Source organism: Streptomyces sp. R21, from assembly GCF_041051975.1.
Taxonomy (GTDB): Bacteria; Actinomycetota; Actinomycetes; order Streptomycetales; family Streptomycetaceae; genus Streptomyces.
Genome location: NZ_CP163435.1, coordinates 3,111,472 through 3,129,304 on the forward strand (window position 1 = coordinate 3,111,472; position 17,833 = coordinate 3,129,304).

Sequence of the window (17,833 nt, forward strand, 5' to 3'; positions counted from 1 at the left end):
TGACCTGGCATGGGGGGAGCCGAGTCGGTCGGTTCGGGATGGCCGGCCGCGGCCGGGGTCCAGTGGGCCCTTGGGTTCTGCCTGATGGGCCCGGGGTTTCCTCAGACCGCCTCGGCGGTCTCGGGCAGGTCGACGGCGAGCTGTTCGGTCAGGTCGATGACCACGGCGAGGTCCCCGAAATCGCGGACGGCCGTGTCGACGGTCTTTCGGATACGAGTGTTCACACGCTCGGAGCGCACCTTCTTGGCCACCGCCATCGCCTCCTTGGCCAGAACCGTGCTCTGCTCGGGTTCGCGCTGGAGGAGGTGGACGGTGGACATGCCGATGAGGTTCAGTGCGTACGACCGCTGGTGCTCGGCGTCCTTGGCGAAGAGGTCGACGGCCTTCTGCATCACCGGCTCGGCCATCGAGGCGTAGGTGGGGCTGCGGCCTGCGACGTAGGCGAGATCGCGGTAGGAGTGCGAGTTCTCGCCGTGCAGCTCGGCCTCGGAGAAGAAGCGGATCCAGTCGGGCTCGGGCTCGTCGAACTCGAGGGCGTCCTCGAAGGTGTCCTCGGCCATCCGGACGGCGCGTTTGCACTTTCCGGGCTGGCCCATGTTCGCGTAGGCGCGGGCCTCCATCGCATACAGCATCGACTGAGTACGCGGGCTGGCGCAGTCGCGGCTTCCGTACTGCGCGAGGTGGATCAGTTCCAGTGCGTCGTCGGGCCGGCCGAGGTGGATCATCTGGCGGCTCATGCTGGACAGGACGTACGAGCCGAGCGGCTTGTCGCCCGCTTCCTTGGCGGCGTGCAGGGCGAGCACGAAGTACTTCTGCGCGGAGGGCTGGAGCCCCACGTCGTAGCTCATCCAGCCCGCGAGCTCCGCCAGCTCGGCGGCGACCTTGAACAGACGCCGGGTGGTCTCGGCGGGCTGGGGCTCCTGGAGCAGGTCCGTCACCTCGTGGAGCTGACCGACGACCGCCTTGCGGCGCAGACCGCCGCCGCACTGGGCGTCCCACTGCCGGAACATCACCGTGGTGGACTCCAGCAGGTCCAGCTCGGGCTTGGAGAGCCGGCCGCCGCGGCGCGCCGCGGCCGCGGACTCGGGCTCCTCGTGCAGCGCTGCGGGACTGGGCACGAGCCAGCGCTGCATGGGCTCGATGAGCGAAGGGCCCGCGGAGAGGGCGAGCGACGTACCGAGGAAGCCGCGCCGCGCCAGCATCAGGTCGCTGCGCGAGTACTCGCTGATCAGCGCCACGGTCTGCGGGCCCGTCCAGGGGAGGTCCACTCCGGATACGGACGGTGACTGGCGGGCGGCGCGCAGGCCCAGGTCCTCGACGGCGACGACACAGCCGAACCGCTCGGAGAAGAGCTCGGACAGGATCCGCGGAATCGGCTCGCGCGGATTCTCGCCGTCGAGCCAGCGCCGTACCCGCGAGGTGTCCGTGGAGATGTGATTGGCCCCCAACTGGCGGGCCCTGCGGTTCACTTGACGTGCGAGTTCGCCCTTCGACCAGCCGCTGCGCACGAACCACGAGCCCAGCAGCTCATTGGGGCGCTTGTCGGTGCTAGCCGCGGTCGTCCCGCTTCCGCCGTTGCCGCCCACTGGAACGCCCCCATCCCTGAGACCACTTGTACGCTGCGTGCGCCAAGCCCTATCAGAATGCCGGTAAATACGGCCGCGCGTCCGGCAGTTCTCACCCTTCGAACGGGAAACCGACTTGCCTCCGGCATACCCACGAGTGCATACGTCCCCAGGACTCGTGCACTCAAAGTAATCCTACGATCACCCGTCCAGCCATGGCGAACACTGAAACGCCACCATTCGCCACCCCTTCGAATGAACTCCCGGACGCCTCCAAGCGATTCACTTGACATAGGACGGCCGGGAGTGGGCGGAGCGGTGCACGTCGGGGCGCACGAAGCCGCGCGCACCACCCGTGACACCCCCGGGCGCCGCCTGGACCACGCGGCGAACCGAGTAGCGGGACACAGGGTCACGTTCCGCCTCCGTCTCGTAACCACCGGCGCGCAGGACCCGTTGGAGGGGGCATGGGCTTCACGATCGGCAGCAGTCGGGGGATCCGCGAAATCCGGCCCGGTGCACGTCGCCGCGTCCGCTCCTCGGAGTGCACCGCCGTGGCCGAGTTCACCGGGTTGTGGGGGTGGGACGTGGTGCCCGGCGCACGGGCGTCCGCGGGGGCGTGCTCATGCGGCAAGGCCGACTGCCGTACGCCGGGGGCGCATCCGCTGGACTTCGCGCCGACCGTCCCCGCCGGCGCCACCCTCGACGAGGCGACGCAGACCTGGGCCGAGTTCCCGGGCGCCGCGGTGATGCTGCCCGTCGGCCGCGCCTTCGACGTGATCGAGGTCGCCGAACCCGCCGGCCGACGCGCCCTGGCCCGCCTGGAGCGCATGGGGCTCCCCCTGGGACCGGTGACGGCGACGCCGGACGGCCGCGCCCACTTCTTCGTCGCCCCCGGAGCGGCGGCCGAACTTCCCGAGCTGCTCTACCGCACGGGCTGGGACGACGCCACACTCGACCTGCACGGCCTGGGCCCCGGCGCCCACATCACGGCCCCGCCCTCCGACCGCGGCGGGCTCGGCCCGGTCCGCTGGCTGCGCCCTCCGGCCCTCGACTCCGCGACCAAGCCGCCACAGGCACGGCTGCTCCTCGGAACACTGGCGTACGTGGCGCATCGCTCACGCGCGTAGCGATCGCCCAGCTCCCGTCACCACACAGCGAAGCGCCCGTCCCCAACTGCACCTTGGGGGCGGGCGCTTCTTGCACCTACGAATTTTCGTATGCGCTCTACTCTCCGATCAGCGCATCCACGAACGCCTCCGGCTCGAACGGCGCCAGGTCGTCGGCGCCCTCGCCCAGACCCACCAGCTTGACCGGTACGCCCAGCTCGCGCTGGACGGCGATGACGATGCCGCCCTTGGCCGTGCCGTCGAGCTTGGTCAGCACGATGCCGGTGATGTCGACGACCTCGGCGAAGACGCGCGCCTGGACGAGGCCGTTCTGCCCGGTGGTCGCGTCGAGGACGAGCAGCACCTCGTCGAGCGGGGCGTGCTTCTCGACGACGCGCTTGACCTTGCCGAGCTCGTCCATGAGCCCGGTCTTCGTGTGCAGCCGGCCCGCGGTGTCGATGAGGACGGCGTCGGCGCCCGACTCGATCCCCTCCTTGACCGCGTCGAAGGCGATCGAAGCGGGGTCGCCGCCCTCGGGTCCGCGCACGGTGCGGGCGCCGACGCGCTCGCCCCAGGTCTGCAGCTGGTCGGCGGCGGCGGCACGGAAGGTGTCGGCGGCACCGAGCACCACGTTCTTGCCGTCGGCGACGAGCACGCGCGCGAGCTTGCCGGTGGTGGTGGTCTTGCCGGTGCCGTTGACACCGACGACCATCACGATGCCGGGGGTGTCGAGCGGCGAATCGGTGTTGACCGCGCGGTCGAACGCGGGCTCGAGCAGCACGATCAGCTCCTCGCGCAGCAGCGCGCGCAGCTCATCGGGCGTGCGGGTGCCGAGCACCTTCACCCGCTCGCGCAGGCGCTCGACCAGCTCCTGGGTGGGCTGCACGCCGACGTCGGCGGTGAGCAGCGTGTCCTCGATCTCCTCCCAGGTGTCCTCGTCGAGGTGCTCGCGCGAGAGCAGCGTGAGCAGCCCCTTGCCGAGCGCGTTCTGTGAGCGGGAGAGCCGTGCGCGCAGGCGGATGAGCCGGCCGGCGGTCGGCTCGGGGACCTCGATCGCCGGGGCGGGCGGCTCCTCGACGACGACGGGGGCTGCCGCCGAGGCGTCCGGGAGGTCCACCTCCTCGATCGTGCGGCGCGGTTCTTCGCGCGGTGTCTCGGCCTCGTCGCCTACGTGCGGCTCGGCCGGAGGGGCGGTGATGTCGGGCGTCGTGGTGGGCGCCTCGGGAGGCAGCGGCTTCTTTCTGCGACTGCCGATGACGAGCCCGCCGAGCGCGCCGATCACGACCACGGCGATGACTACAGCAAGGATGACGGTTTCCATAACGTCCCCAGTATGCGTGACCTCCCGGCAGACCGTTCGCTCTCCGCCCCGGGGTGCACGCCCCCGCGCGCCGGGGCGGGCCGTCGTCCGACTTCGCGAGCTCACACGTCTGGTTACCTGACACCCCGTCAGCTAATGTCCCCCTCCCACCCGCCGGTGAAGGGGGTCCCCCATGCCCGTGACCGTCGTCCGCTTCAACCTCGTAGACCCCGACGCCACGCCCGCGTCGCTGAGCGCCCGCTACAAGGCGGCGGTCGAGATGGCCGCGTACGCCGACGACCGCGGCATCACCACCGTGCAGACGGAGGAGCACCACGGGGTCGCCAACAACTGGCTGCCCTCGCCGTTCGCCTTCGCGGGCGCGGTCTTCGGCGCGACCCGCCGTCTCGCGGTCACCGTGTCGGCGATCATCGGCCCGCTGCACGATCCGCTGCGGCTGGCCGAGGACATCGCCGTGCTCGATCTGCTGAGCGGCGGCCGGCTGGTCACCGTGGCCGGGATCGGCTACCGGCCCGAGGAGTACGCCCTCTTCGACGTCGACTGGAAGAGGCGCGGCAGGCTCCAGGACGAGCTGCTGGAGACGGTGCTGAAGGCGTGGACGGGCGAGGAGTTCGAGTACCGGGGCCGCACGGTCCGGGTCACCCCGCGGCCGTACTCCGAGCCCCATCCCCTGCTGCTGGTCGGCGGCTCCTCGAAGGCCGCGGCCCGCCGCGCCGCCCGGCTCGGGCTGCCGTTCTTCCCGAGCGCGCACCTGCCGGGGCTGGAGTCGTACTACAAGGAGCTGCTCGTCGAGTACGGCACCGAGGGCTGGACCATGATGCCCGCGGCGGAGACTCCGCTGCTGCACGTCGCCGAGGACCCGGACCGGGCCTGGGCGGAGTACGGCGAGCACTTCCTGCACGAGGCGCGGACCTACGCCTCCTGGCAGTCGGGTGACATCCGCTCGGCGGTGAAGTCGGCGGCCACGACGGTCGGCGAGCTGCGCGCCGAGGGCGTCTACCGGATCGTCACGCCGGACGAGTGCGTCGCGCAGGGTCTGGCCAGCTATGTCCTGCATCCGCTGTCCGGTGGTATGCCGGTCGACGAGGGCTGGCGCAGCCTGCACCTGTTCTGCGAAAACGTGCTGCCCCGGCTCAAGGACCTCGAGGGCTGAGCCGGGGCGGTACGTCTCTTACGAGTACGAGGAGAGGGGCAGCGGGGACTTGGCCCTTCTCCCCGAGCTTCGGGGAGCCTCTGCTACGAGGCCTAGCCCATCTCCTCCAGGGCCTTGCCCTTCGTCTCCTTCACGAACTTGAGCACGAAGGGGATGGAGAGCGCGGCGAAGATCGTGTAGATCACGTAGGTCGCGGAGAGGTTCCAGTCGGCCAGCGACGGGAAGCTCGCGGTGATGGCCCAGTTGGCGATCCACTGTGCGGAGGCGGCGACGCCCAGCGCGGCGGCGCGGATCTTGTTCGGGAACATCTCGCCGAGGAAGACCCAGACCACGACACCCCAGGAGAGGGCGAAGAAGAGGACGAAGACGTGGGCGGCGATCAGGGCGGTCCAGCCCTGTGCGGCCGGCAGCTTGCCGTCCACGAGGTCGAAGGAGAAGGCCCAGGCCTCGAGGCCGAGACCGATGACCATGCCGACGGAGCCGATGAGCGCGAGCGGCTTACGGCCGATCCGGTCGACGAAGATCATGGCGATCACGGTGCCGACGATGTTGATGATCGACGTCGTGAAGGAGTAGAAGAACGAGTCCGACGGGTCGACGCCGACCGACTGCCACAGCGTCGAGGAGTAGTAGAACGCGACGTTGATGCCTACGAACTGCTGGAAGACCGAGAGGCCGATACCGATCCAGACGATCGGCTTGAAGAAGAAGCCGCCGCCGAGCAGGTCCTTGAAGGTCGACTTGTGCTCGCTCTTCATGGCGTGCTCGATCTCGGCGACACGGGCGTCGAGGTCGATGCTCTCGCCCTCGACCTCCTTCAGCACCTCACGAGCGCGCTCGTCCTTGCCGGCGGAGATCAGGAAGCGCGGGGACTCGGGGATCGCGAAGGAGAGCAGACCGTAGAGGACGGCCGGGATGACCATGACGCCGAGCATGACCTGCCAGGCCTCGACGCCCATGAGCGTGCCGCGCTGGTCGCCGCCCGCGGCGTTCAGGATGCCCCAGTTGACGAGCTGCGAGAGGGCGATGCCGATGACGATCGCGGCCTGCTGGAAGGCGCCGAGGCGGCCGCGGTACGCGGCGGGGGCGACCTCTGCGATGTAGGCGGGGCCGATCACGGAGGCCATACCGATGCCGAAGCCGCCGATGATGCGCCAGAAGGCCAGGTCCCACAGCGCGAAGGGCAGCGCGGAACCGACGGCGCTGATCGTGAACAGCGCGGCGGCGATCTGCATGCAGCGGATACGGCCGATGCGGTCGGCTATGCGGCCGGCGGTCGCGGCACCGATCGCACAGCCGATCAGCGCGATGGCGATGACCTGCGCCAGGGCTGCCGATCCGATGTCGTAGCGGGACCGGATCGCCTCGACGGCGCCGTTGATCACGGCACTGTCGTAACCGAAGAGGAAGCCGCCCATCGCAGCCGCCGCGGCGATGAAGATGACATGGCCGAGATGCTCGGGGTGAGCTGCTCGGGCTCCTGACTTGGGGGGCGCAGTGCTGGTCACAGGTAACTCCTCGGGCCACCGGCCTCGCTGCCGGGGGTGGGGGCGAGCCCTTCTCGGTGGTTCAAGTGGCGCATACCTTCATGCCGCCCACCACCTGAAGGTAAAAGCAACGTTGCAGAGACTATGCCTTCAAGTTTCGAAGTCAAGTGGCCATCAACCTGGAACTTGCGCCTGAGAGGTGACCATCTTGTGTTCAAGTTTTGAAGCCAACAAGAAGCGCAGGTGAGGAACGGTGTCAGCTACACGCATCTAGCGCAGACGCTGGCTGATGACCTTCGACACACCGTCGCCCTGCATGGAGACGCCGTACAGCGCGTCGGCGACCTCCATCGTCCGCTTCTGGTGCGTGATGACGATCAGCTGCGAGGCCTCCTGCAGCTCCTGCATGATGCGGATCAGCCGCTGCAGGTTGGTGTCGTCGAGCGCCGCCTCGACCTCGTCCATCACATAGAACGGGCTGGGCCGGGCCTTGAAGATCGACACGAGCAACGCCACGGCGGTCAGCGACCGCTCACCGCCGGAGAGCAGACTGAGCCGCTTGACCTTCTTGCCCGGGGGCCGCGCCTCGACGTCCACGCCCGTGGTGAGCATGTTGTCGGGATCGGTCAGGATCAGCCGTCCCTCGCCGCCGGGGAACAGCCGGCTGAAGACGCCCTCGAACTGCACCGCCGTGTCCCGGTACGCCTCGGTGAAGACCTGTTCGACACGCTCGTCGACCTCCTTCACCACCTGAAGCAGGTCGGCACGCGTCTTCTTCAGGTCCTCCAGCTGCTCGCTGAGGAACTTGTGCCGTTCCTCCAGCGCGGCGAACTCCTCCAGGGCGAGCGGGTTGACCTTTCCCAGCTGCTGGTACGCCCGTTCGGCTGACTTGAGCCGCTTCTCCTGCTCGGCGCGGTGGAACTGCCGGGGCTGGTTGCGCGGATGCTCCGGATCCTCGGGCAGCTCCTCGCCCTCGGCGGGGAGCGAGGGCGGCACGAGCTGGTCGGGACCGTAGTCCGCGACAAGCCCCGCCGGTTCCACACCGAGTTCCTCCAGCGCCTTCGACTCCAGCTGCTCGATCCGCAGCCGCTTCTCGGCGCCGAGTACCTCACCGCGGTGAACCGAATCCGTCAGTTTGTCGAGCTCCGCCTTCAGGTCGCGGCCCCGGGCACGCGCCTGGCCCAGCTCCTGCTCGCGCCGGGCCTTGGCGGCGTCCGCGGCGGTGCGCTCCTCCTCGGCGCGCGCGAGGGAGACCTCGACGTGCGCAAGGAGCTGTCGGGCGCCGGAGGCGACGGCCTCGGCGACGGCGGCCTCGTGGCGCAGCCGGGCGCGGCGCTGCTCCGCACGCGCGCGTGCCTCCCGTTCCGCGCGCGCGGCCCGGTCCAGCGAGTCGGCCCGCCCGGCGAGCCCCTTGACCCGCTCCTCGTGCGTGCGCACCTGGAGGCGTGCCTCCATCTCGGTCTGCCGCGCGTTGGCACCGTCCGCCGCGAGTCGGTCCCGTACACCGGTGTCGGGCTCCTCCTCCACCGGCATCTCCTCGGCGACGGCGAGCCGTTCGGCCAGCTCTTCCGCCTCCTCCAGGGCCCGGTCGAGCGCGTCCTGCGCCCGCACCGCGGCCGCGGTGCTCCGCTCGGCCTCCCCCGCGGCGCCGCGGGCCTGCCCGGCCAGCCGCCCCAGCTGCTGCGCCACGGACGACTTCTCCCGCTCGGCGGCCCGGCGCCGCTCGCCCAGCTCCTCCACGAGCCCGGCACACTCCCCGCGCCGCTCGGCCGCCCGGTGCTGCGCCCCGGCGAGCTCCTCGCACCGCACGGCCAGCTCCTCCAGCTCGGCCGCGGCCTCGTCGACGGACGCCTGCACCTCCAGCAGACTCGGCGCCCCGGCCGACCCACCGTGCGCGAAGTGCGCCCCGAGCAGATCCCCTTCAGCGGTGACAGCGGTCACCTCGGGCCGGGCGTACACCAGGTCCTCGGCGTCCTCCAGGGTGCCGACGACGACAATCCCCCGCAGCAACCGCCGTACGGCAGGCATCAGTTCCTCGGGTCCACGGACGAGGTCGGCGGCGTACGGCGGCCCGTCGTGACGCTCTTCGAGAGGTACGTCGGCGGTGCCCGCCAGCAGCAGCGCCGCCCGCCCCGCGTCCTGCTTGCGGAGCAGGCGGATGGCCTCGGCCGCGGCGGCCGGGGTGGTCACGGCGATGGCGTCCGCGGCGGTGCCGAAGGCGGCGGCCAGGGGGACCTCGTAGCCGGGGGCGACCGAGAGGAGTTCGGCGGCGGGGCCGAGCAGGCCGGTGAGCCGGTCCTTCGCGCCGAGCAGCGCCCCCGTACCGTCCTTGCGGCGCAGGCCCAGGGCGAGTGCCTCGTGGCGCGCCCGGGTCGCGGCGCGCCGGCGTTCCGCCGTGGTGGCCGCCTCGCGGGCCGCCGTCAGCGCGGCCTCGGCCTCGGCGAGGGCGTGCCTGGCCTCGTCGTGCCGGGCGCTCAGTTCCTCGTCGCCCGCGTCCAGTCCGTCGACCTCGGCCTTGAGCTGCTCGTACTCCTCCTGCGCCGTGACCGCGCGCTCCTGGGCCTCGTCTCGGGCGGCGGCGAGCCGGTCGATCTCGGCCTGGGCGGAGGCGGCCCGCGAACGGGCGGCGTTGACCTGGCCGTTCAGCCGGGCGAGCCCCTCGCGGCGGTCGGCGATCGCGCGGGCCACGTCCTTCAGGCGCCGCTCCTCGGCCGTCAACTCGCGCTCCAGGTCGGCGCGGTGCGCGACCGTGTCCTCCAGCGCATGCTCGGCCGCCTCCAGAGCCGCTTCGAGCTCGGCCTCCTGCTCGCGGATCCGGGCGGCCTCGCGCTCCATGTCCTCGGGCTCGCGCCCGCGCCGCTCCTCGGGCGGAGCGGACGAGGCGCTCTTGACGCGGGCGTCGGCCAGCGAGACCGTGCCGCGCACCCGCTCGGCGAGCTGCGACAGCTCGTACCAGGTCTGCTGGGCGCGCTGGAGGCGCGGGGTGAGCTGCCGTACCTCGTCCTCCAGCAGCGCTTCGCGCTGGAGTGCCTTCTTCAGCTCGGCCTCGGCGGCGTCCTTGCGTTCCTTGAGCGCGGCCTCGTCGGCCACCTCGGTCTGCAACGCGCTGCGGAGTCGTACGAGATCGTCGGCGAGCAGCCGCAGCCGGGCGTCGCGCAGGTCGGCCTGGATGACGGCGGCGCGGCGGGCGACGGCGGCCTGCCGCCCAAGGGGTTTGAGCTGCCTTCTGAGCTCGTCCGTCAGGTCCTGCACACGCGCGAGGTTGGCCTGCATCGCGTCCAGCTTCCGCAGCGCCTTCTCCTTGCGCTTGCGGTGCTTGAGGACGCCCGCGGCCTCCTCGATGAAGGCGCGGCGGCCCATCGGATCGGCGTGCAGAACGGAGTCGAGCTGGCCCTGGCCGACGATGACGTGCATCTCGCGGCCGATGCCGGAGTCGGACAGCAGTTCCTGGATGTCGAGGAGGCGGCAGGTGTCGCCGTTGATCTGGTACTCGCTGCCGCCGTTGCGGAACATGATCCGCGTGATGGTGACCTCGGCGTACTCGATGGGCAGCGCGCCGTCGGAGTTGTCGATGGTGAGAGACACCTCGGCCCGGCCGAGCGGCGGCCGACCGGTGGTGCCGGCGAAGATGACGTCCTCCATCTTGCCGCCGCGCAGCGACTTGGCACCCTGTTCGCCCATCACCCAGCTGAGCGCGTCCACGACATTGGACTTGCCCGAGCCGTTGGGACCGACGACGCACGTGATGCCCGGCTCGAACCGCAGCGTGGTGGCCGAGGCGAACGATTTGAACCCGCGCAGGGTCAGGGCCTTGAGGTGCACGCCGCTGGACTCTACCTTCCGCCCGTATCTCACTCCATGAACGCGCGGTTTCACACATGAACGTGCAGGGCACACCAGACGTTAAAGAGAGTGGAAGCGTGCACGGGGGCAAGAAAGAAGGGACGCCTGAGCGGCGTCCCTTGCAACTCTGACAACTGAGCGGCTGAATACGGGCAGCCCAACCACCGCTGTCATAGTGGTGCTACGAGGTGCAGTGATCAGGTGAGCGCAGGCTCCGCCTGGGGTACGTCAATGCTGTCGAGAAGCGAGTCCGAGTCGTGAGAAGCGGCAGCCGCGAGCGCGTCGTTCTCGGCCTGAATCCGTACGAGTTCGGATTCGAGGTCCTGGACGCGCTGCTGGAGCCGTCGCATCTCGGCGATGAGTCGCGGGTCGGAGCCGCCGACGTAACCGAGAAGCGCCTTTGCCATGATGGATGGTCCTCCACACTGAGTGACCGACCGATGCGGTGTGGGTCGATAGGTCGTGAGGGAATCGCACCCGCGATGCTTGACACTTGCTAAATTCTTGCTGCCGTTCCACATGCCAAACAGCTAAGGTGCGCGGGGCTTTCAGCGTCTCACCAAAAAGTTTGACGGTCAACACGATCACGCCCTGTATTGGCGGGCAACCCGGGGGCGCGCGGCTCTGAAACGGCTGCGCTGCGACTCCTGCGGGACCCTGAGGGCGGGGAGATCACCGTTACTTGCGGAGCCTCCCACGACGAGCCGTTCTTGGCAACCACCAGGTCATTTCTGTCGCGGGCACGTGCGCCTGGCATACCGCACTCCCCCGGCCTGGGGTGTTGTCGTCGAAAACATCAGCGGATCGCGAAGCTGTCGTAGTGGCCGCGGGGCGTGTCCCAGATCTCAGTCACTCCGTCCACACGCCCGGGTGTGTCGTCGCCCTGGAGCCAGTCGAGCAGAGCCTGACATCCGTCCCGTGGGCCCTCGGCGACCACTTGGACCCGTCCGTCGTCCAAATTGAGAGCAAAGCCACTCAGCCTGCCGATCTCCAGCGCCCTGGCCCGTGTGTACCAGCGGAAACCCACGCCTTGGACCCGTCCGCGCACCCACGCCACGAGCCGTGCATCCTCGTTCATGGGTGCACGCTAACGGGCCAATTGCACTCGGAGCACTTCCTCCACTTGCGCCATGGGGTACCGTCCCGACCCAATGAGCCTCACTCGTTCGGGTGAGGCACGTTGCCCGCAAGGACGAGGAAGGCCAGGAGATGGGACGCCACCGACGCGCTGCCGCCGGCCGCGCCGCCACAGGCCGCGCCACCGGGGTCACGGATACACACACGGACCTCACGGAGAGCTACGGCCCCGAGAACCTCTACGGCTACGCCATGGCCAGTACTACCCCGGCCGGCAGCCGTACACACCGCCGGAGGAAGAAAGCCGTGACGCCGGTGCGCACCGGCCTGCTCGGCGTCTCGGCCGCAGTGGCCCTGGGCACCGTCGCCGTGGCGACCGGCGTGCTCCCGGGCAGCGACAACTACGCCCTCGGGGGTGGCAGCGGCAACTCCGACAAGGTGCAGGCCGCGGGCTCCCCGTCGAGCGTGCAGACGCAGCTGGGCGGTACGTCGGGCAGCGCGGACGACCGCGACGACGACCAGTCGACGAGCCGGGACGCCGACCGCGCCTCCTCGCCGTCTTCCTCGCCCTCCCCATCGGCGTCGGCGTCGACCACCGCTCCCGCGAAGAAGACGCCCTCGAAGGAGCCCGCCGCCAAGCCGAGCAAGACCAAGACCCCTTCGAAGCCGGGCAAGACGGCCACGAAGGCTCCGAAGACCACCGCCCCGGTGACGGTGTCCGCCGAGGCCGCGGCCTCGGCCGAGGTGCTCAAGCTGGTCAACGTGGAGCGGTCCAAGGTCGGCTGCAGCCCGGTGTCGGCGAACAGCGCGCTGTCGGATCTGGCCTCGGCCTTCAGCGAGGACATGGCCGCGCGCGGCTTCTTCGACCACACCGACCCGAGCGGCGCGAGCCCCTGGGACCGGGCGGCGAAGGCCGGCATCACCAGCCTGGGCGGCGAGAACATCGCCCGCGGCCAGGCCGACGCGGCCGCCGTGATGGACGCCTGGATGAACAGCCCCGGCCACCGCGCCAACATCCTGAACTGCGACTTCAAGACTCTCGGCGTGGGCGTCCACATGGGCTCCGGCGGCCCTTGGTGGACGCAGGACTTCGGCTACTGACCCTCACTCACACGGATGCCCCGGAACGGCTGTCGCCGTCCGGGGCATTCGCGTATGCGGGCGGTGCGGGTTACGCGGCCGCGCGGCCCCGGGCGAAGGTGCGTGCCGTCTCCGTGACACGGCGTCCGAGGTGTTCGGCGGTGGCCACGTCGGCCTTGTGGACGGCGTCGGGGCCCTCGTCGTTGTTGGTCTGGGCGGCCGCGCCCGCGAAGACGCCGAGACGGTTGAGGTCGTGCTCGGAGGCCTCGCTGGTGTTCCAGCCCGGGTGCAGGCCGAGGTTGACCCAGTGCATGCCGTGCTGTGCGGCGAGGATCTGGAAGAACTGCAGGGTGTGCAGCTTGTCACCGCTCTTGGAGCCGGAGTTGGTGAACCCGGCGGCCAGCTTGTCCTTCCAGTCCAGCCCGAACCAGCGCTTCGAGGACGCCTCCGCGAAGACGTGGAAGGCGCCGGACGCGGTGCCCATGTAGGTCGGCGAGCCGAAGACGATCGCGTCCGAGGCGTCGAGGGCCGCCCACTGCTCCTCGGTGATCTCGGCGACGTTGATGAGGTGCACCTCGGCGCCGGCGTCGGCGGCACCCGAGCGGACCGCCTCGGCGAGGACGGCCGTGTGGCCGTAGCCGGAGTGATAGGCGATGGAGACGACGGGCGTGGTCACGATGGGTACTCCTTGAAAGCGGTCACGAACAGCACCCAGAAGGAAGCCGCTGCTCGGTGGCGATAATAAAAGGAAAGCACTAACTTCTAGTTAGTGCAACCTTCTGGTTAGCGCTGTATCGGAGTATGCTCCGCGTATGGAAAACCTCGCGCAGGCCGCTGAACGCACCGAGAGCGGCGAGAGCACCGCGTTCGACGATGTCAGGGACCTCGCGTTCGACGTGTTCGCCAGGAGCTGCCCGTCCCGGGGCACGCTGGAGCACGTCACCGGACGCTGGGGGGCGCTCACGCTGGGCGCGCTGCACGACGGCTCGTTCCGCTTCAACGAACTGCGCCGGCGCGTCGACGGCGTCAGCGAGAAGATGCTCTCCCAGACCCTGCACGCGCTGGAGCGCGACGGCCTGGTGCACCGCGAGGCACAGCCCACCAATCCGCCGCGCGTCGACTACCGGCTCACACCGCTCGGCGAGGAGATCGCCGAGCGCCTGCTGGGCCTCATCCGCTTCGTGGAGGGCCGGATGGACGACGTCCTGGCGGCCCGCGAGTCCTACGACGAGGCGCGCGGCGCCCGCTGACAGCGCGGGCAGAAGTAGCTGGACCGGTTCATCCACGCGCGCCGGCGCATCGGCGTCCCGCACCGGCGGCAGGGCTCGCCCTCGCGCCCGTACGCGTCGAGCGACCGGTCGAAGTAGCCCGACTCGCCGTTGACGTTGACGTACAGGCTGTCGAAGCTGGTGCCGCCGGCCGCGAGCGCGTCGTTCATGACGTCGCGGATGTGGCCGAGCAGCTCGGTGGTGCGCGGCCGGGTGAAGGTGTCCGCGGGGCGCTCGTAGTGCAGCTTGGAGCGCCAGAGCGCCTCGTCGGCGTAGATGTTGCCGACTCCACTGATCAGTGACTGGTCGAGCAGTGCGCGCTTGATGGTCGTGCGCCGGGCGCGCAGGGCCTTGTGGAACGCGGTGTCGTCGAACAGGGGATCCAGCGGGTCGCGCGCGATGTGTGCGATGACGTCCGGGAGACCGTCGGGGGTGTTCTCGTGCAGGGAGAGCCCGCCGAAGGTGCGCTGGTCGACGAAGCGCAGCTCGGTGCCGAGAGCGTCCTCGAACCGGATGCGGACGCGCAGGTGCTTCTCGTCCGGGGCGTCCTCGGGCTGCACCAGGAGCTGACCGCTCATACCGAGGTGCGCGAGCACGGAGAACGGCGAGTCGTCGAGCGGCAGCCACAGGTACTTGCCGCGGCGCCTGGCCTCGCCCACGCGATGCCCCGCGAGCGCCTTCGCGAAGCCCTCGGGCCCCGCCAGATGCCGCCGGACGGCCCGCGGATGCCGTACCTCGACGGTCTTCACCGCCCGCCCGCTGACCCAGCGTTCCAGGCCGCGCCGGACGACTTCGACCTCGGGCAACTCGGGCACGGCGCTCCTCCGGAAGGGAACGAGACCCGTCGCGCCGCGGACGCGGTACGACGGGTCTCGGATACTTCGCCTACTCCTGCAAGACCGGTTACGAAGGATTCAGGCCGTGGCCGGGTCGCTCGCCGGAACCGAGGGGGTGTCGGTGTCGACAGTCTCCTCGGTGACCTGGGCCGACGCCTCGGCAGCCTGGGCTGCCTGCTCGGCGGCCCGGGCCGACTTCGCGCGTTCGTCCGCGGCGGAACGGATCGCACGCCACGCGGACTCCGCGGCCTGCTGCTCCGCCTCCTTCTTGCTGCGGCCGGTGCCGGTGCCGTACGAGACGCCTCCGACGCGGGCGGCAGCAGTAAAGGTCTTCTCGTGATCCGGACCGGTCTCCGAGACCAGGTACTCGGGAACCCCGAGCCCCTCGGTCGCGGTGAGCTCCTGGAGACTGGTCTTCCAGTCCAGGCCGGCACCGAGATTCGATGACTTCTCGATCAGCGGGTCGAAGAGACGGTGGACGAGTTCGCCCGCCGCGTCGAGACCCTGGTCGAGATAGACAGCGCCGATCACCGCTTCAAGGGTGTCGGCGAGGATGGACGCCTTGTCCCGGCCTCCCGTGCCCTCTTCACCACGGCCGAGCCGGATGAAGGAGCCCAGTTCGAGACCACGACCGACCTCCGCCAGCGCACGCGAGTTGACCACCGCGGCCCGCAACTTGGCCAGTTGGCCTTCGGGCAGGTCGGGGTGGGTGCGATACAGCGTGTCCGTGACCACGAGGCCGAGTACGGAGTCCCCGAGGAACTCCAGACGCTCGTTGGTCGGCAGACCGCCGTTCTCGTATGCGTACGAACGGTGGGTCAGCGCACGCACCAGAAGGGCGGACTCGAGCTTGTACCCGAGCCGCCCTTCCAGAAGCGTGTGGGACGAGGCTGTGTTGTCCGCCTTTTTCTTGGCGTTTGAATCCGCCTTGGCGTCAGACATCAGACCTCTCACCAGCCGCTCAGACCTCGAGGACCTGGCGCTTGTTGTAGGTGCCGCAAGCGGGGCACGCGATGTGCTGCAGCTTGGGCTCGTGGCAGCGCTCGCACGCAACCAGGGTGGGGACCGCAGCCTTCCACTGCGACCGGCGGTGGCGCGTGTTGCTGCGCGACATCTTCCGCTTCGGAACAGCCACGGCTACTTCTCCTGCTTCTCGTCGACGGGCGCTGATAGAGGCGCGTCGCCGCTCAACTCGTCCTTCTCGCCGTCTCCGGATGAACCAGCGAGTCCCTGCAGTGCCGCCCAACGGATGTCGACGGCGTCGTGGTGGTGGTCCGGGTCGTCCGCGAGCCGCACTCCGCACTGGGAGCACAGGCCGGGGCAGTCGTCCTGATCCACCGGCTGCATCGGCAGTGCGAGCACTACCGCATCACGCAGCACGGGTTCGAGGTCGAACAGGCCGTCCTCGATGAAGAGCGTGTCCTCGTCTTCCTCGGCGTCGTCGGCCGGTTCCGCTTTGGGGCGGCCCCGGTCGTCGGCGTCAGGGTACGAGAACATCTCCTGGAAGTCCGTTTCGAGCGCCAGCTCTAGCGGCTCCAGACACCTTACGCACTCCCCCTTGGCCAGTGCACGGGCGGTGCCTGTGACAAGCACCCCTTCCATGACCGACTCGAGCCGGAGCTCAAGTTCCACCGGGGCGCCTTCCGGCACTCCGATGACTCCCTCGATACCGAAGTCCTTGGGAGCGTCGATCGTGCGGGTCAGGCGCTGCAGCGCGCCAGGACGCCGCCCCAGCTCGTGTGTGTCGAACACGAGAGGGTTGCGGTGGTCAAGGCGGGCGTTCAGGGCCATTCCTGCTTTCGATCTTCGAAACTCGTGGGGGTTGCCGCCCCTGGTGTTCCCGGGCAGCTGTGATCGCGGACGTACGCGCGACCGAAGAGCCAGGATACTGGACCTTTCGCCATCGGCCCAATCCGGTGCCCGGTACCGGCCTCAGTGGCCGCCGCGCCCCTGTTCGTAGGCCCGCAGCTGCTCCGCGCTGATCATGCCCGTGTCGAAGAGGCTGGTCTCGTCCAGGGCGTGCGTCTGCTGCTGCGGCTCGGGCTGGGCGTAGGCCTGCTGCCCGTGGTTGACGGCGTTCTGGTCGTACGCCGCCTGCTGCTGGTCGTAGCCCTGCTGCGGGTACGCGGCGTACGGATCGGCCTGCTGGTAGCCGTACGGGTCCTGCTGGGCGTACTGCTGCTGGTAGCCGTAGGCGTCCACCGGCTGGGGGGCGGCCTGCTGCTGGTAGCCGTACGGGTCCTGCGGCTGTTCCGCGGGGGCGGGGGCGTCCGAGAGGTCCGCGAGGCCGGCCAGGTAGTCGGCGTCGCTGGTGTGCGCGCCGGACGTCCCGTCGTCGCCCAGGTCGCTCAGGTCGTCGCTGGCGATCCGGCCGTGCAGCGTCTGGCGGCCGCGGCCGACCGCCTCCAGGGTCTTGGCGAGGACGGCCTCGAAGGCGCCGAGCTTCACGTCGACGTATTCGTCGGCGTTGCGGCGCAGCGTCTCGGGGTCGTGGCTGCGCTCGGGGGCGTCCTCGTCCTCGTAGCCCTGCTCGTCGGTGCCGGGGCCGGTGCCGAGGAGCTTCTCGCGGCCGCGGCCGACGGAGCCGAGGGTCTTGGTGAGGACGACCTCGAAGTTGGCGAGCTTGGAGTCGACGTAGTCGTCGGCCTCCGCGCGGACCTGCTCGGCCTCCTGGCGGGCCTCGGCGAGGATGCGCTCGGCCTCGTTCTGGGAGCGGCGGGCGACCTCGGTGTCGGAGATCAGGGAGCCGCGCTCGGCGTGCGCGGTCTCGATGATCCGCTGGGCCTCCTGGCGGGCCTGCTCGACCATGTGCTCCTGGTCGCCGATGAGCTCCTGGGCCTGGGCGAGGGAGCCGGGCAGTGCCTGGCGCACTTCTTCGAGCATCGAGAGCAGCTCGGCGCGGTTGACCACGCACGAGGCCGACATGGGCATCGACCGGGCGCCGGACACCGACGAGACGATCTCATCGAGCTTCTTCTGCACGTCCACCGTGTGCTCGCCACTCTCTACAGCTGTGATGGAGACGGACGGGTCGACTGTACGACCACTCCCGCCCCGGCCGACACCTGGTGACGGACCGTCAGCTCCCGGCGGG

General features: G+C 70.0%; 16 protein-coding genes. 4 read left to right on the plus strand and 12 right to left on the minus strand.

Going from position 1 to position 17,833, the window contains the following annotated elements; translation table 11 throughout:
* Nucleotides 1–101: 101 nt before the first annotated feature.
* Nucleotides 102–1,586, minus strand: a complete 1,485-nt coding sequence (locus AB5J56_RS13830; protein ID WP_369233010.1) for a hypothetical protein — start codon at nucleotides 1,584–1,586, stop codon at nucleotides 102–104.
* A 446-nt stretch (nucleotides 1,587–2,032) separates the two neighbouring features.
* Between AB5J56_RS13830 and AB5J56_RS13835 the strand changes: the two genes are divergently transcribed.
* Nucleotides 2,033–2,695, plus strand: coding sequence for a bifunctional DNA primase/polymerase (locus tag AB5J56_RS13835; protein ID WP_369233011.1), 663 nt, complete (start codon nucleotides 2,033–2,035; stop codon nucleotides 2,693–2,695).
* A gap of 97 nt (nucleotides 2,696–2,792) precedes the next feature.
* Here the strand turns inward: AB5J56_RS13835 and ftsY are convergent, their stop codons facing one another.
* Nucleotides 2,793–3,995, minus strand: coding sequence for a signal recognition particle-docking protein FtsY (gene ftsY / locus AB5J56_RS13840; RefSeq protein WP_369233012.1), 1,203 nt, complete (start codon nucleotides 3,993–3,995; stop codon nucleotides 2,793–2,795).
* 172 nt (nucleotides 3,996–4,167) lie between these two features.
* On the opposite strand from ftsY, the gene AB5J56_RS13845 reads away from it, so the two are divergent.
* Complete coding sequence (locus AB5J56_RS13845; protein WP_369233013.1) at nucleotides 4,168–5,148, plus strand: LLM class flavin-dependent oxidoreductase; 981 nt, start codon at nucleotides 4,168–4,170, stop codon at nucleotides 5,146–5,148.
* Between the two features lie 92 nt (nucleotides 5,149–5,240).
* Here AB5J56_RS13845 and AB5J56_RS13850 read toward each other — a convergent pair whose 3' ends face one another.
* From AB5J56_RS13850 to AB5J56_RS13865, 4 genes are all read right to left on the minus strand, one after another.
* On the minus strand, nucleotides 5,241–6,656 hold the full coding sequence (locus tag AB5J56_RS13850) for a sugar porter family MFS transporter (RefSeq protein WP_369233014.1): 1,416 nt from the start codon (nucleotides 6,654–6,656) through the stop codon (nucleotides 5,241–5,243).
* A gap of 249 nt (nucleotides 6,657–6,905) precedes the next feature.
* The gene (gene smc / locus AB5J56_RS13855; protein ID WP_369233015.1) at nucleotides 6,906–10,457 is read right to left on the minus strand and encodes a chromosome segregation protein SMC; all 3,552 of its coding nucleotides are present in this window, start codon (nucleotides 10,455–10,457) and stop codon (nucleotides 6,906–6,908) included.
* Nucleotides 10,458–10,675: 218 nt separating this feature from the next.
* Nucleotides 10,676–10,885 (minus strand): hypothetical protein, encoded by a 210-nt coding sequence (locus tag AB5J56_RS13860; RefSeq protein WP_356149383.1) that lies wholly within the window; start codon nucleotides 10,883–10,885, stop codon nucleotides 10,676–10,678.
* 389 nt (nucleotides 10,886–11,274) lie between these two features.
* Nucleotides 11,275–11,556 (minus strand): acylphosphatase, encoded by a 282-nt coding sequence (locus tag AB5J56_RS13865; RefSeq protein WP_369233016.1) that lies wholly within the window; start codon nucleotides 11,554–11,556, stop codon nucleotides 11,275–11,277.
* A gap of 131 nt (nucleotides 11,557–11,687) precedes the next feature.
* On the opposite strand from AB5J56_RS13865, the gene AB5J56_RS13870 reads away from it, so the two are divergent.
* Nucleotides 11,688–12,656 (plus strand): CAP domain-containing protein, encoded by a 969-nt coding sequence (locus AB5J56_RS13870; RefSeq protein ID WP_369242538.1) that lies wholly within the window; start codon nucleotides 11,688–11,690, stop codon nucleotides 12,654–12,656.
* Between the two features lie 70 nt (nucleotides 12,657–12,726).
* Here the strand turns inward: AB5J56_RS13870 and AB5J56_RS13875 are convergent, their stop codons facing one another.
* Nucleotides 12,727–13,311, minus strand: coding sequence for a flavodoxin family protein (locus AB5J56_RS13875; protein WP_369233017.1), 585 nt, complete (start codon nucleotides 13,309–13,311; stop codon nucleotides 12,727–12,729).
* 136 nt (nucleotides 13,312–13,447) lie between these two features.
* Between AB5J56_RS13875 and AB5J56_RS13880 the strand changes: the two genes are divergently transcribed.
* Entirely contained in the window at nucleotides 13,448–13,885 is a 438-nt protein-coding gene (locus AB5J56_RS13880) for a winged helix-turn-helix transcriptional regulator (RefSeq protein WP_369233018.1), read from the plus strand.
* Here AB5J56_RS13880 and mutM read toward each other — a convergent pair.
* The 5 genes from mutM to AB5J56_RS13905 all read right to left on the minus strand — a co-directional run bounded on the left by mutM (nucleotide 13,858) and on the right by AB5J56_RS13905 (nucleotide 17,727).
* The gene (gene mutM, locus AB5J56_RS13885; protein ID WP_369233019.1) at nucleotides 13,858–14,718 is read right to left on the minus strand and encodes a bifunctional DNA-formamidopyrimidine glycosylase/DNA-(apurinic or apyrimidinic site) lyase; all 861 of its coding nucleotides are present in this window, start codon (nucleotides 14,716–14,718) and stop codon (nucleotides 13,858–13,860) included. The genes AB5J56_RS13880 and mutM overlap by 28 nt on opposite strands.
* Before the next feature lie 99 nt (nucleotides 14,719–14,817).
* Nucleotides 14,818–15,681 carry a ribonuclease III gene (gene rnc / locus AB5J56_RS13890; RefSeq protein ID WP_369233020.1) on the minus strand — a complete coding sequence of 288 codons (864 nt, stop codon included), beginning with the start codon at nucleotides 15,679–15,681 and terminating at the stop codon, nucleotides 14,818–14,820.
* 19 nt (nucleotides 15,682–15,700) lie between these two features.
* Entirely contained in the window at nucleotides 15,701–15,874 is a 174-nt protein-coding gene (gene rpmF, locus AB5J56_RS13895; protein ID WP_006139588.1) for a 50S ribosomal protein L32, read from the minus strand.
* Nucleotides 15,875–15,876: 2 nt separating this feature from the next.
* The gene (locus AB5J56_RS13900; protein WP_369233021.1) at nucleotides 15,877–16,530 is read right to left on the minus strand and encodes a DUF177 domain-containing protein; all 654 of its coding nucleotides are present in this window, start codon (nucleotides 16,528–16,530) and stop codon (nucleotides 15,877–15,879) included.
* Between the two features lie 141 nt (nucleotides 16,531–16,671).
* Entirely contained in the window at nucleotides 16,672–17,727 is a 1,056-nt protein-coding gene (locus tag AB5J56_RS13905) for a cell division initiation protein (protein ID WP_369233022.1), read from the minus strand.
* Nucleotides 17,728–17,833: the final 106 nt, after the last annotated feature.

Coding starts and splice junctions, on each gene's coding strand:
- ftsY (WP_369233012.1), bottom strand. CDS start 3,995: ATGGAAACCGTCATCCTTGCTGTAGTCATCGCCGTGGTCGTGATCGGC.
- AB5J56_RS13880 (WP_369233018.1), top strand. CDS start 13,448: ATGGAAAACCTCGCGCAGGCCGCTGAACGCACCGAGAGCGGCGAGAGC.
- AB5J56_RS13860 (WP_356149383.1), bottom strand. CDS start 10,885: ATGGCAAAGGCGCTTCTCGGTTACGTCGGCGGCTCCGACCCGCGACTC.
- AB5J56_RS13845 (WP_369233013.1), top strand. CDS start 4,168: ATGCCCGTGACCGTCGTCCGCTTCAACCTCGTAGACCCCGACGCCACG.
- AB5J56_RS13865 (WP_369233016.1), bottom strand. CDS start 11,556: ATGAACGAGGATGCACGGCTCGTGGCGTGGGTGCGCGGACGGGTCCAA.
- AB5J56_RS13835 (WP_369233011.1), top strand. CDS start 2,033: ATGGGCTTCACGATCGGCAGCAGTCGGGGGATCCGCGAAATCCGGCCC.
- AB5J56_RS13870 (WP_369242538.1), top strand. CDS start 11,688: ATGGGACGCCACCGACGCGCTGCCGCCGGCCGCGCCGCCACAGGCCGC.
- rnc (WP_369233020.1), bottom strand. CDS start 15,681: ATGTCTGACGCCAAGGCGGATTCAAACGCCAAGAAAAAGGCGGACAAC.
- AB5J56_RS13900 (WP_369233021.1), bottom strand. CDS start 16,530: ATGGCCCTGAACGCCCGCCTTGACCACCGCAACCCTCTCGTGTTCGAC.